This is a genomic window from Kribbella pratensis, from assembly GCF_004365355.1.
Taxonomy (GTDB): Bacteria; Actinomycetota; Actinomycetes; order Propionibacteriales; family Kribbellaceae; genus Kribbella.
On the sequence record NZ_SODP01000001.1, the window covers coordinates 1,415,319 to 1,427,947 of the forward strand.

Sequence of the window (12,629 nt, forward strand, 5' to 3'; positions counted from 1 at the left end):
AAGACGCAGTCGAGGAGGCGCAGATGAGTCTTGTGCGGAAGAAGACGGTCGAGCAGTCGATCGCCGACACGGACGAGCCGGAGTACCAGCTCAAGAAACGCCTCACCGCGATAGACCTGACCGTCTTCGGCATCGGTGTCATCATCGGTGCCGGTATCTTCACCCTGACCGGCCGCGCCGCGAAGCTTTACGCCGGCCCCGGTATCGCATTGTCCTTCGTCCTGGCCGCGGTCTGCTGTGCGCTGGCCGCGTTGTGCTACGCAGAGTTCTCGTCGACCGTCCCGGTGTCGGGTTCGGCGTACACGTTCTCGTACTTCGCCCTCGGTGAGATCTTCGCCTGGATCATCGGCTGGGACCTGCTGCTCGAATTGATGCTCGGGGCAAGCGTCGTGGCGCAGGGCTGGTCGACGTACGCCGCCTTGTTCCTCGAACAGATCGGTTTGGGCTGGCCGTCGTCGATCGGGCCCGACAGCCATGTGAACGTGCTGGCGATGCTGCTCGTGCTCGTGCTGGCGACGCTGGCGACGATCGGGATCAAGGAGTCGCTGCGGGTCAACCTGGTGCTGGTCGGCATCAAGCTGTTCGTGGTCCTGTTCGTGATCATCGCCGGCCTGTTCTACATCAAGGGCTCGAACCTGACGCCGTTCATCCCGCCGAGCGTGCCGGCCCCCAACGGCGATGTCACGATCACCACGCCGCTGTTCCAGGCGCTGTTCGGGTTCACGCCGTCGACGTTCGGCATCATGGGTCTGGTGTCCGGCGCGTCGCTGGTGTTCTTCGCGTTCATCGGGTTCGACGTCGTCGCGACCACGGCTGAAGAGGCGAAGAACCCGCAGCGCGACCTGCCCCGTGGCATCATCGGCTCACTGGCGATCTGCACCGTGCTGTACGTGCTGGTCTGCATCGTCATCACCGGCATGGTGAAGTACACCGACATCAACGGCGAGGCCGCGCTGGCCGAAGCGTTCCGGTCGGTCGGCCGGGGCGGCTTCGCGACGCTGATCTCCGCCGGTGCGGTCGCCGGTCTGACCACCGTCGTCCTGACGCTGATGATCGGCGCGGCGCGGGTCGTGTTCGCGATGAGCCGCGACCACCTGATGCCCCGTCAGCTCGGCAAGACGCACCCGAAGTGGGGTACGCCGTACCGGCTGACGATCGGGATCGGCATCGTCGTCGCGATCATCGCCGGGGTCACCCCGATCGGCAAGCTCGAAGAGATGGTCAACATCGGCACGCTGGCCGCCTTCACGCTGGTGTCGATCGCCGTACCGCTGCTGCGGAAGAGCCGGCCGGACATCAAGCGGTCGTTCACGGTGCCGGGCAACCCGGTCGTCCCGATCCTGGCCGCGATCATCTGCATCTACCTGATGCTGAACCTGTCGCTGGAGACCTGGCTGCGGTTCGCGATCTGGATGGTGCTCGGATTCGCCGTCTACGCCCTGTACGGCTACCGGCGCAGCCGGGTCGGTCTGGAGGAGCGCACCGGCGAGGCGCAGAAGGCGTGATCGTCGCCCTCGGATGGTCGGCTAGGATCAGCCGACCATCCGAGGGGATCACCAATGAATCACCCGAAACGCCTGCTCGCGGGCGTTGCCGTGCTGGCGCTCGCTGCGTCCGGCGCGGTCGTCGCCGTACGGTTCCGGGACGGCGAGGCACCACCTGGCGACAGCGCGGTCGCCGCTGTCGCGACGCGGCCGACTTCGCCGGAGCCGGGAGAGCTCGCTCCTGCTGAGGCGCTGGCGCGCAAGCAGGCGATCGATGCGCTGCTGGCCCGGCGGTCGGCCGCCGTACTCAAGGGTGATGTGAGGGGCTTCCTGGCCTCGGTCGACCCGAAGCAGGCCGAGTTGGTCGCGCGGGAGCGGCTGCTGTTCGTGAACCTGCGGAAGTTCGGGTTCAGCTCGCTGAAGTACTTCACCGCCGATGCGTTCCGGCCGGTGCCTGGGCTGGTCGCGAAGTTCGGGCCGACGACGTTCTCGACGCGAGTGATGATGCGGTACCAGTTGGTGGGGCTGGATCCGCAACCGGTGCAGACCGATCTCGGGTACACGTTCGTCCAGCGAGGTACTGCGTGGGTGCTCGTCGACGACACCGGGACGGACGAGAACCTCAGCCGCGACGGTCATCAGCAGCCGTGGGACTTCGACGAGGTCCAGGTGGTACGCCGTGGCACGGTCGTCGTTGTCGTGGACAAGAAGGAAGCGAGCCTCGGTACGAAGGTCGCGCAGGTCGCCGAGAAGGCGGTGAAGTCGGTCCGCAAACACTGGGCGCGACCGTGGAACGGCGCCGTACTGGTGGTGGCGATGCCGCAGGAACGCGTCATGTCGACGATCTGGACCGCGGGGACCGGGGATGGCTGGACGATCGCGGCGAAGGCGGTGACCCTCTACCAGGGCGAGCAACTGGGCAAGCCGGTCGGGCCACCCATCGGTAGCCGCATCGTGGTGAACCCCGCCCTCCGCAAGCGCCTCGACAAAGACCTCTTGGTGCATGAGATGACGCATGTCGCGACGGCGACGCTCGGCATCTACACCCCGATCTGGATGGTCGAGGGCATGGCGGAGTACGTGCGCTGCCGGTCGATCGAGGACGACCCGCACTGGTCCGTTGACCCGTACCGCAAGCGCGTGAAGTCGGCGTACCTCCCGAAGCTCACCGCGCTACCCGACACCACAGTCTTCGACGCCAACGCAGACCGCGCCTACGGCACCAGCTGGTGGATCGTCGAATACCTGGCCCACAAACTCGGCGAGAAAAAACTGGCCACCCTCTACACCGACATGTCCCAACATGGCGAGTCGGTCCTGAAGAAAGACACCGGTCTGACCGCAACCCAGGTGGTAGCCGGCACCAAGACGTTCAAGGGCTAAGAGGAACGGTCGGGGATCCCGCGGACCTGTTCTCCGGAACATAACTGCCACTGAGCGCGAACTTCCTTCCGCAAAGTAGCCGGAACCGGTAGTCCAACGCCAATTCTTCGTTCCTGGTAGTTGCTGGGGGACGGAGCGGGCTTCCGGCTCCGTACCGCCCCCCAGCGGTTCTAGATGAGGCTGGCGAGGCCTTGGGGGAGGAAGCGGGATCCGTTGACCTTTTCCGCGATGCCGGTGCGGTCGAGGTAGGGGGTGATGCCGCCCAGGTGGAAGGGCCAGCCGGCGCCCAGGAGGAGGCAGAGGTCGATGTCCTGCGCCTCGGCGACCACGCCCTCGTCGAGCATGATCATGATTTCCTCGGCCAAGGCGGTGAGGACTCGGTTGCGGAGTTCGTCCGGGGTGGAAGGCTTGTCGCCGACACTCACCAGCTCCTCGACCTCAGGGTCGACGACCGGCTTGCCCTCGGGCCATACGTAGAACGAACTCTTGCCTGCAGCAACTACCTTGGCCAGGTTCGAAGACACCGCGAACCGGTCCGGGTACGCGCGGTTCATCGTCTCCGCGACGTGCAGCGCGACCGGTAGCCCGACCAGCTGCAGCAGCACGAAAGGCGGCATCGGCAGGCCGAGGGCGGCGAGAGCGCGATCGGCGTCGGGGATCGGCGTACCTTCGTCGACCGCCGCGCTGACCTCGCCGAGGAACCGCGTCAGCAGCCGGTTCACCACGAACGCCGGTGCGTCCTTCACCAGCACACACGACTTCTTCAGCGTCTTGCCGACAGCGAACGCAGTGGCCAGCGAAGCGTCGTCGGTCCGGTCGGCCCGGATGATCTCCAGCAGCGGCAGCACCGCGACCGGGTTGAAGAAGTGGAACCCGACGACCCGCTCCGGGTGCTCGAGGTCCGCGGCCATCTCGGTCACCGACAACGACGAGGTGTTCGTCGCGAGGATCGCGTCCGGCCGGATGATCTTCTCCAGGTCGGCGAAGATCGTCTTCTTCAGCTGCAGTTCCTCGAACACGGCCTCGATCACGAAGTCCGCGTCCGCGAACACGCTCTTGTCGACCGACCCGGTGACCAGCGCCTTCAGCTGGTTCGCCTTGTCGGAGCGTACCCGCCCCTTCGCGAGCAGCTTGTCGATCTCACCGTGGACATAGCCGACGCCGCGATCCACGCGCTCCTGATCGAGATCTGTCAGTACGACGGGAACCTCGAGCCGCCGCGCGAACAGCAGCGCCAGCTGACCGGCCATCAGACCCGCGCCGACGACACCGACCTTCGACACCGGCCGCGCCAACGACTTGTCCGGCGCACCCGCGGGCCGCTTGGCCCGCTTGTTCACGAGATCGAACGCGTAGAGCCCACTCCGCAGCTCTTCGCTCATGATCAGATCGGCAAGCGCCTCGTCTTCCGCGGCGAACCCACGATCCCGATCGTTGTCCCGAGCCGCCGCGATCAACTCCAGCGCCCGGTACGGCGCCGGCGCCGCCCCGCTGACCTTCAGGTCGGCAAAAGCCTTGCCCCGGGCAACGGCCGCGTCCCACGCCTCACCCCGGTCGACTGGAGGACGCTCGACCACAACCGAACCCGTGAGCACCTTCGATGCCCACAGCAACGACTGCTCGAGGAAGTCGGCCGACTCCAGCAGTACGTCGCCGATGCCGAACTTCACCGCCTCCGGCCCGCTCAGCATCTTGTTCTGATTGAGGGCGTTCTCGACGACGACCTTGACCGCGTTGTCCGCGCCGATCAGGTTCGGCAGCAGGAAGTTGCCGCCCCAGCCGGGGATCAGCCCGAGGAAGACCTCAGGCGTCGCGAGCATCCCGGCCGCTACCGAGACGGTGCGGTAGGAAGCGTGCAGCGCAACCTCGAGCCCGCCGCCGAGCGCCACACCGTTCACGAACGCGAACGAGGGCTTGCCGCCGTCGACCAGCTTCCGCAGTACGCCGTGACCGATCTTGCCGAGCGCCAGCGCCTGCTCCCGATCGGCCAGCTTCGGTACGCCGGTCAGGTCCGCGCCCGCGGCGAGGATGAACGGCTTGCCGGTGACACCGATCGCGACGATCTCGTCGCGAGCCAGTGCGGCATCCAGAGCCGCGTTCAGCGACCCCAGACCCTTCGGGCCGAAGGTGTTCGGCTTGGTGTGATCATGCCCGTTGTCCAGCGTGATCAGCGCCATCGTGCCGGCCTTGCCGGGCAGTACGACGTCCCGGGAGTGCGCGAGCGTGACGACCTCGTCGGTCGACAAGGCTGACGCCGAGTCGATCAGTTCCTGCAGACTCACTTGAACTCTCCGCTTCGCTCCGAGCTCAAGTGAGCCAGATGACTGCTCTGCCTACTGTTCGCTGCGCTCACGAGGCCGCGTTCCCTTCCCAGTTGGGGTTCTCCCAGATGACCGTGCCGCCCATGCCGAGGCCGACGCACATGGTGGTGAGGCCGTAGCGGACCTCGGGGCGCTGCTCGAACTGCTTGGCCAGCTGGTTCATCAGCCGGACCCCGGACGACGCGAGCGGGTGGCCGTAGGCGATCGCACCGCCGTACGGGTTGACCCGCGGGTCGTCGTCGGCGATGCCATAGTGCTCCAGGAATGCCAGCACCTGGACGGCGAACGCCTCGTTCACCTCGAAGGCCTGGATGTCGTCGATCGTCAGCCCGGCCAGCTTCAGCGCCTTCTCGGTCGCCGGGATCGGGCCGACCCCCATCACCTCGGGCTCGACGCCGGCGAAGGCGTACGAGACCAGCTTCATCTTCGGCGTGAGCCCGAGTTCCTCGGCGGCTTCCGCCGACGTCAGCACGCACGCGGTCGCGCCGTCGTTGATGCCGGCCGAGTTACCCGCGGTGACCCGGCCGTGCGGACGGAACGGCGTCTTCAAGGCAGCCAGGTCCTCGACGGTGGTGCCCGGCCGCATCGGCTCGTCGGTGCTCGCGAGGCCCCAGCCCTGCTCGGCCGACCGGGTCGCGACCGGCACCAGGTCGGGCTGGATCAGGTCGTTGGCGTAGGCCTTCGCGGCCTTCTCCTGCGACGCTGCGGCGTAGGCGTCGGCGCGCTCCTTGGTGATCCCCGGGAACCGGTCGTGCAGGTTCTCCGCGGTCGACCCCATCACCAGGGCGGAGGTGTCGACGAGCTTCTCGGAGATGATCCGCGGGTTCGGGTCGACGCCCTCGCCCATCGGGTGCCGGCCCATGTGCTCGACCCCGCCCGCGATCACCACGTCGTACGCACCGAACGCAACACCGGCCGCGGTGGTGGTGACGGCGGTCATCGCGCCGGCGCACATCCGGTCGATGGCGTAGCCGGGCGTGGTGTTCGGCAGACCGGCCAGCAGGGCCGCGGTCCGGCCGATGGTCAGGCCCTGGTCGCCGATCTGGGTGGTGGCCGCGATCGCGACCTCATCCACGCGTTCCGGGGGGAGACCCGGGTTCCGCCGCAGCAGCTCCCGGATGCACTTGATCACCAGGTCGTCGGCGCGGGTTTCGGCGTACTGGCCCTTGGCCTTGCCGAACGGGGTGCGAACGCCGTCGACGAACACGACATCGCGGATCTCACGGGGCACGAGGGCCCTCCTCTAGGGGGTCGGGAAAGCTACCTCGATGCTACCCATGAGTAACAGAAGTGCCAAACACCCTGTGGTTGTGGAGCTGCTCACAGCAACCCGTGGCCAACCGCCTGGAATCGGCGCATGCTGGTGGCAGGTAGCTATGGGGAGCCGTTCATGAACAACCTTGATCTCGCCGTACCGGTCCTGAGCCGCGGCAAGCACCGCAATCCACGCAAGGGCGCCTGTTTCATGGAGTTCGCCTCGTACTTGGCCGGCGAACCGTGGTCCGACCACCCCGCCTGCACGCATCCGCTGCTGGCCGGCGTGGCGCGGGACGTCAACGACTGCACGACGGACTCCGGGCGGTCCCGCCTGGCGCCGATGATCCCGTCGGTGATCGGGCTGACCCCGGAGGACCCGCACGTCGTAGCGCGGGTCACGGCGCGCTGCATCCAGCACGCGCTGCCGGTCGTCTCGCAGGAGCGGCAGTACATCCTGGCCGTCGCGTTGCTGGTGGGGGAGAAGCAGCTGGCCGAGCTCGACGGGCGTCCGCTCGACGACATCGAGCCGGACTCGCTCGCCGTACTGCAGGCGGTCCCGTCGGCGACCAAGTGGGCGCGGGCGTTCACCGCACGATCCCGCCGTGGTGCGCCGGACTTCGCTCGCCGAACGGCGCCCCGCGCGGTGTCCTGCGCGGTCGAGGGCATCTCGCAGGCGTGCGTGCCGGACCCGGACGACCGGCTGTACCGGCTGCTCGTCGACGCGATCGCCGAGACCAAGTCGTGGATGCCCGCACCTGCGCCGAGGCCGACACCCACCGAGGTCGTACGCTTCACAGTGTGACCTTGGAGCTCGACGACGGATTACCAGTCCACGAGTGGGGATCGGCCGAAGCCGACGCGCCGGGAATCCTGCTCCTCCAGGAGATCTTCGGGGTCTCCGACTACATCAAGGAGCGTGCGGCGGATCTGCACGCCCTGGGGTACTACGTCATCGCGCCGGAGATCTACTGGCGCCTTGACGACACCGAGCTGGACGAGTCCTCGCCGGAGCTACTGCAACGCGCGATGGGCATCGTCGGGCGCCTGGACTGGGATCTCGCGGTGAAGGACGCTCTTGCGGCGCTGCGCTACCTGCAGGCCCGTGGCGAGGGCGCAGGCGTGGTCGGCTTCTGCTTCGGCGGCGGGCTGGCGTTCAACGTCGCCGCGCTGTCGCACCCGGATGTGCTCGTGAGCTACTACGGCTCCGCGCTCAAGAACCTCCTGGAGCTGACCCCGCAGGTGACCGCGCCGACCCTGCACCACTTCGGCAACACCGACACGTTCCTGGACGTCGACGCGATCGTCCCCGGACTGGGCGATGCCGAGATCCACCGGTACGACGGCGCCGGGCACGCGTTCGACAACCCGCTGCCGATGTTCCACAACGCCGACGCGTCCGCGCTCGCGTGGCGGCGTACCGAAGACTTTCTTGCCCGTCACCTCCCAACTCACCAAGGATGAGCATGAGCCTGTACGACATTCCGCTGACCACTCTGTCCGGCGCATCGACGTCGCTCGGCGACTACAAGGGCAAGGCTGTCCTGGTCGTCAACGTGGCGTCGAAGTGCGGCCTGACGCCGCAGTACGAGGGCCTGGAGAACCTGCAGAAGAAGTACGAGTCCCGTGGGTTCACGGTGCTCGGCGCGCCCTGCAACCAGTTCGGCGGCCAGGAGCCGGGGTCGGCCGAAGAGATCGAGACGTTCTGCTCGACGACGTACGGCGTCACGTTCCCGATGCTCGACAAGCTCGAGGTGAACGGCGAGGGGCGGCACCCGCTGTACGCCGAGCTGACCCTCACGCCCGACGCCGAGGGCGAGGCCGGCGACATCCAGTGGAACTTCGAGAAGTTCCTGATCAGCCCCGAGGGCACCGTCGCCGCCCGCTTCCGCCCCCGCACCGAGCCGGAGTCCGACGAGGTCGTCACCGCAATCGAGACCCAACTCCCGAAGAACTAGCCGGCCCCGACCACCTATCACCCGCCCCAGCACCTGCCCCTATCCCGGCAGGTGCGGGCGCCGGTCCGTCTGAGGGGCCAACCCCTGAGCCGGTGGGTTTGCCCGGCCGCAGGCCAGGGGTCAACCGGCAATCTGAGGGGTTGACCCCTCAGCGGTCCGGCTGCCCGGTCACGCGATGCGGCGGCGACCCTCTTCGCGAGGCATTGCAACGACTCTTTCGAAAGAGTACTTTCGACGCATGCCTGAACCGCATCGTCGCCTGAGCGATCCCCGGGAGCTCAACGCGCTCGCCCATCCCGTGCGGATGGCGATCATCGAGCTGCTGTCGGTCAGCGGCCCGCTGACCGCGACCGAGCTGGCCGACCGGCTCGACGAGACGCCGGCCAACTGCTCCTGGCATCTGCGCAAGCTGGCCCAGCACGGGTTCGTCGTGGAGGCCGAGGGCGGGAAGGGCCGGCAGCGGCCCTGGCAGGTGCCCGGGCTCGGGTTCCACTGGGACGACGAACACGCGTCGGCCTCGGTCGAGGAGCGGCGGGCCGCGCAAGCCTTGTCCGAGGTGACGATGGGCCGGGCGATGGATCGGCTGCGGGAGTCCGAGGAGCGCATGCCGGACGAGCCCGAGGAGTGGCGTACGGCGCAGTCGGGCATCGAGATGGTTGCCTGGCTGACGGCAGACGAGCTCAAGGAGATGAACGACGCCATCAGCGCTGTGCTCGACCGCCATGTCGAGCGGCTCACTGATCCCAGCAAACGGCCGGCAGGCTCACGACTGTGCGAGTTCGTGGCGTGGGGCGTGCCGACGTACTTCCCGGGAGTCGAGCCGGCATGAGGAAGCTGTTTGCCCAGCCCGGGTTCCCGCGTCTGTTCGGCGGTCTCAGTACGTCGATGCTCGGCGACTCGGTGATGCTGCTGGTGCTGAGCATGTGGGTCAAGACGCTCACCGGCTCCAATGCGATGGCCGGCCTGACGTTCTTCTTCATGGTGCTTCCGGCGCTCGGCGCACCGCTGCTCGGCGTGTGGGTGGATCGCCTGCCCCGCAAGGCGATCCTCGTCTGGGGCAACTTCGCCAGCGCGGCCGCCGTACTCCCGCTCGTCCTCGTGCGGAGCGCCGACGACGTCTGGCTGATCTGGGTGGTTGCCTTCCTGTACGGCGTCTCGTTCGTCGTATTGCCAGCCGCGCTCAACGGCCTGCTCAAGGAACTGCTCCCGGACGAGCTGCTCGTCGACGCCAACTCGAGCCTGGCCACGATCAAGGAAGGCTTCCGGCTCTTCGGCCCGCTGGTCGGTGCGGCGATGTTCGCGACGGTCGGCGGCTGGCTGGTCGCGGTGGTCGACGCGGCCAGCTTCGTCGTCGCCGGCCTGCTGATCACGACGATCACGGTGACTGAGACTCCGGCGCCGGCCAAGCACAGCTTCAGGGAGGACGTGCTCGGCGGTATCCACTTCCTGGTCGGCGACCGTGTCCTCCGGCATGTGCTGGCGGGCCTCGGGATCTCGATCCTTGTCATCGGCTTCTTCGAGTCGTCGATCTACGCGCTGCTGGACGCCTTCGGCAAGCCGGCGCCGTACGCCGGTGTGTTCGTCACCTGCCAGGGCGTCGGCGCGATCATCGGCGGGCTCACCGCCGCGGCCGCCGTCCGCAGGCTTGGCGAGGTCGCGGTCTGCGCGCTCGGCCTGGTCGCGCTGGCCGTGTCCACGATCGTCTGCATCGTCGCGCCGACGGTCGCCGTCGTCCTGGTCGGCGCCGCCATCTGCGGCCTCGGGCTGCCGTGGACGTTCGTCGCCTTCACGACGCTGATGCAGCGCCGGTCGCCGGGTCATCTGATCGGCCGCGTCTCGACCGCGGTCGAGGTGTTGCTGTCAACACCGCAGGCGATCTCGCTCGCGCTCGGGAGCCTGCTCGTCAGCCTGCTGAGCTACCGCCAGATCTTCGCGATCATCGCGACCGTGATCCTGCTCGGCGCGCTCCAGATCGTCCTCACCCTCCGCGACAAACTCCGCCCGGACCCGACTGGCGGAAACAGTGGAGCGCAGGTGCCAGAACCCCAGCCGGACACCGCCAGCCTGCATCCGGGGACCATCTCGGGGGTTGACCCCTGAGATGGTCGGTTGCCCCCTGAGAATTTGAGGGGGCAACCGACAAACTCAGGGGTCAACCCACCCAACGCGCCGCCAAACGCGCCACCCAACGCGCCACCCGACGCGCCACCCGACGCGCCACCCGACGCGCCACCCGACGCGCCACCCAACGCGCCACCCAACGCGCCGGGGACGCGCCGGGGAGGCGCTAGTCGAGCGGTTTGGCCGGGGCTTCCGAGTTCATGGCGTCGGTGAGCACCTCGGCGGTGAGGCCGATCTGCCAGGGCCGGGCGTGGTGGTCGCGGAGGAACTTCGTAACGACGTCGAGGTTCACGTCGTTCGGCGGGGACCAGGCCAGGCGGCGGATGGTGTCCGGGGCCAGCAGGTTCTCCGTCGGCAGGCGGTGGGCCTCGGCGATCTCGGCGACCGCGGTGCGGGCGGCCGACAGGCGTGCCGCGGCGTCCGGGTCCCGGTCGGCCCAGGCCCTGGCGGGCGGCGGTCCGTCGTACCGCGGGCCTTGCTTGGGGAGCTCGGAGTCGGGGAGTCGGCGGGCGTGGTCGACCGCTTCCCACCAGGTCCGCATGTGCCGGTGCGCGCCGCGGCCCTTGAAGGCCGTGAGCTTCTGGAGGGCCTCCCGGTCGGCCGGCATCGCGGACGCGGCCTCGACGATGGCGGCGTCGGGCAGGATCCGGCCGGGGGAGATGTCCGCGGAGGCGGCGATCTGGTCCCGCGCCTCCCACAGCGCGCGGACGACGGCCAGGCTGCGACGGTTACGGACCCGATGCATGCCCGACGTACGACGCCACGGGTCGGGCTTCGGCTCGCGCGGGGGAGCGTCGAGGATCGCGGCGAACTCCTGCTCGGCCCACTCCCACTTGCCCTCGCGGCGCAGCTCGTGCTCGATCGCGTTCCGCAGTTCGATCAGCATCTCGACGTCCAGAGCGGCGTACACGAGCCAGGGGGCCGGGAGCGGCCGGGTGGACCAGTCGGCGGCCGAGTGCTCCTTGCGCATCCGATAGCCGAGTACTTCGCTCACCAGCGAGGCGAGCCCGACCTTGGGGTAGCCGAGCAGCCGGCCGGCCAGCTCGGTGTCGAACACCTGCCGCGGCACCATCCCGACCTCGGCCAGGCAGGCAAGGTCCTGGTTGGCGGCGTGGATGACCCACTCGGCCTCGACGATCGCGTCGCCGAGCGCGGACAGGTCGCCGAACGGAATCGGGTCGACGAGCGCGGAGCCGGAGCCTTCACGACGCAGCTGGACCAGGTACGCACGGTGCGAGTAGCGGTAGCCGGAGGCGCGCTCGGCGTCGACGGCCACCGGACCGGTGCCGGCCCGGAACGCCTCTATCGTTTCGGTCAGCGCGGACTCGACATCGATCACGTCGGACAGCCCGTCCCGCAGTTCCAGCAGGGGCAGGTTAGCGGTCGGGTCGTCCGAGGTGGACGGCTGTGGAGGGTTGGCTGAGGTCATCGGCCCCGCTGTCCGCGCCGGGTCGGCATCGCGACCACCCCAGGCGGAACCGGCGGCAGTCCGGCCGCCGTACACAGAACCTCGCCCCACGCCTCGGCGTGCGGGGTCACGTCCACGATTCCACCGTGTCCGGGCACGGGGCTCCAGGACGCACGGATCTCGATCTCCGCCGTCGCCTCGTCGTCGGCCATTCCGCCGAAGCTCTCCGATACCACTCTGGTGACGGTACCGCTCGGGGCCAGGAAGTCCGCACCCCGGTCGGCCAGCGCCTCCATCAGCCAGGTCCAGCCCACGCCACCGAGCAGCGCGTCGGTCACCATCTCCGGTTCGACGGCGGCTCGCACATACGCGACACAGCGGAAGGTCGACTGCCAGGCGTCGTTCCCGTCCGGGTCGTAGAGGATGACGAGGCGGCCGGTGGCGATGTCGTCGCCGTCAACCGTCACGTCGGCGCTGACCGCCGCCGCATGCGGTGCGATCCGCTGCGGTGCGGGCATCTCCTCGACGAAAACCTCGGGCCGGAACCGGGCACCTCGTAACTGCGAGACTGCCTCGGCGAACTCCGCGGGTGGCGCGTCGACCTGCTTGCGGGCACCCATGCTTGGCAGCCTACGACCGATTACTCACCGACGCTTGTCAAGACGCGCCGGTAACACCGCGCGACCGGGCGATCGGGCGG

General features: G+C 68.4%; 11 protein-coding genes. 7 read left to right on the forward strand and 4 right to left on the reverse strand.

The genetic code is table 11. The features are described 5' to 3' along the window. Positions 1–23 precede the first annotated feature (23 nt). Both EV653_RS06605 and EV653_RS06610 read left to right on the forward strand, forming a co-directional pair. Positions 24–1,505 carry an APC family permease gene (locus tag EV653_RS06605; protein ID WP_134098940.1) on the forward strand — a complete coding sequence of 494 codons (1,482 nt, stop codon included), beginning with the start codon at positions 24–26 and terminating at the stop codon, positions 1,503–1,505. Positions 1,506–1,559: 54 nt separating this feature from the next. Then, complete coding sequence (locus EV653_RS06610; RefSeq protein WP_134098942.1) at positions 1,560–2,867, forward strand: hypothetical protein; 1,308 nt, start codon at positions 1,560–1,562, stop codon at positions 2,865–2,867. 170 nt (positions 2,868–3,037) lie between these two features. Here EV653_RS06610 and EV653_RS06615 read toward each other — a convergent pair whose 3' ends face one another. Continuing rightward, positions 3,038–5,149, reverse strand: a complete 2,112-nt coding sequence (locus EV653_RS06615) for a 3-hydroxyacyl-CoA dehydrogenase NAD-binding domain-containing protein (protein ID WP_134098944.1) — start codon at positions 5,147–5,149, stop codon at positions 3,038–3,040. A 67-nt stretch (positions 5,150–5,216) separates the two neighbouring features. After that, positions 5,217–6,419: a thiolase family protein gene (locus tag EV653_RS06620; protein ID WP_134098946.1), complete on the reverse strand. Its 1,203-nt coding sequence runs from the start codon at positions 6,417–6,419 to the stop codon at positions 5,217–5,219. 159 nt (positions 6,420–6,578) lie between these two features. Between EV653_RS06620 and EV653_RS06625 the strand changes: the two genes are divergently transcribed. The 5 genes from EV653_RS06625 (at position 6,579) to EV653_RS06645 (ending at position 10,500) form a co-directional block, all read left to right on the forward strand. Further along, positions 6,579–7,247 carry a hypothetical protein gene (locus EV653_RS06625; protein ID WP_134098948.1) on the forward strand — a complete coding sequence of 223 codons (669 nt, stop codon included), beginning with the start codon at positions 6,579–6,581 and terminating at the stop codon, positions 7,245–7,247. Beyond that, the gene (locus EV653_RS06630) at positions 7,244–7,906 is read left to right on the forward strand and encodes a dienelactone hydrolase family protein (RefSeq protein ID WP_134098950.1); all 663 of its coding nucleotides are present in this window, start codon (positions 7,244–7,246) and stop codon (positions 7,904–7,906) included. The genes EV653_RS06625 and EV653_RS06630 overlap by 4 nt, the downstream gene beginning before the upstream one ends. 2 nt (positions 7,907–7,908) lie before the next feature. After that, on the forward strand, positions 7,909–8,400 hold the full coding sequence (locus tag EV653_RS06635) for a glutathione peroxidase (protein WP_134098952.1): 492 nt from the start codon (positions 7,909–7,911) through the stop codon (positions 8,398–8,400). 238 nt (positions 8,401–8,638) lie between these two features. Further along, positions 8,639–9,229, forward strand: a complete 591-nt coding sequence (locus tag EV653_RS06640) for a winged helix-turn-helix domain-containing protein (RefSeq protein ID WP_166679301.1) — start codon at positions 8,639–8,641, stop codon at positions 9,227–9,229. Further along, positions 9,226–10,500, forward strand: coding sequence for an MFS transporter (locus EV653_RS06645; RefSeq protein ID WP_134098956.1), 1,275 nt, complete (start codon positions 9,226–9,228; stop codon positions 10,498–10,500). The genes EV653_RS06640 and EV653_RS06645 overlap by 4 nt, the downstream gene beginning before the upstream one ends. 187 nt (positions 10,501–10,687) lie before the next feature. On the opposite strand, the gene EV653_RS06655 is transcribed toward EV653_RS06645, so the two are convergent. Together EV653_RS06655 and EV653_RS06660 are read right to left on the reverse strand one after the other, a co-directional pair. Then, complete coding sequence (locus EV653_RS06655; RefSeq protein WP_134098958.1) at positions 10,688–11,950, reverse strand: ribonuclease D; 1,263 nt, start codon at positions 11,948–11,950, stop codon at positions 10,688–10,690. Continuing rightward, the gene (locus tag EV653_RS06660) at positions 11,947–12,549 is read right to left on the reverse strand and encodes a DUF3000 domain-containing protein (RefSeq protein WP_134098960.1); all 603 of its coding nucleotides are present in this window, start codon (positions 12,547–12,549) and stop codon (positions 11,947–11,949) included. Before EV653_RS06660 ends, EV653_RS06655 begins: the two co-directional genes overlap by 4 nt. Positions 12,550–12,629 lie beyond the last annotated feature (80 nt).

Coding starts and splice junctions, on each gene's coding strand:
- EV653_RS06645 (WP_134098956.1), top strand. CDS start 9,226: ATGAGGAAGCTGTTTGCCCAGCCCGGGTTCCCGCGTCTGTTCGGCGGT.
- EV653_RS06635 (WP_134098952.1), top strand. CDS start 7,909: ATGAGCCTGTACGACATTCCGCTGACCACTCTGTCCGGCGCATCGACG.
- EV653_RS06655 (WP_134098958.1), bottom strand. CDS start 11,950: ATGACCTCAGCCAACCCTCCACAGCCGTCCACCTCGGACGACCCGACC.
- EV653_RS06625 (WP_134098948.1), top strand. CDS start 6,579: ATGAACAACCTTGATCTCGCCGTACCGGTCCTGAGCCGCGGCAAGCAC.
- EV653_RS06610 (WP_134098942.1), top strand. CDS start 1,560: ATGAATCACCCGAAACGCCTGCTCGCGGGCGTTGCCGTGCTGGCGCTC.
- EV653_RS06660 (WP_134098960.1), bottom strand. CDS start 12,549: ATGGGTGCCCGCAAGCAGGTCGACGCGCCACCCGCGGAGTTCGCCGAG.
- EV653_RS06640 (WP_166679301.1), top strand. CDS start 8,639: ATGCCTGAACCGCATCGTCGCCTGAGCGATCCCCGGGAGCTCAACGCG.
- EV653_RS06605 (WP_134098940.1), top strand. CDS start 24: ATGAGTCTTGTGCGGAAGAAGACGGTCGAGCAGTCGATCGCCGACACG.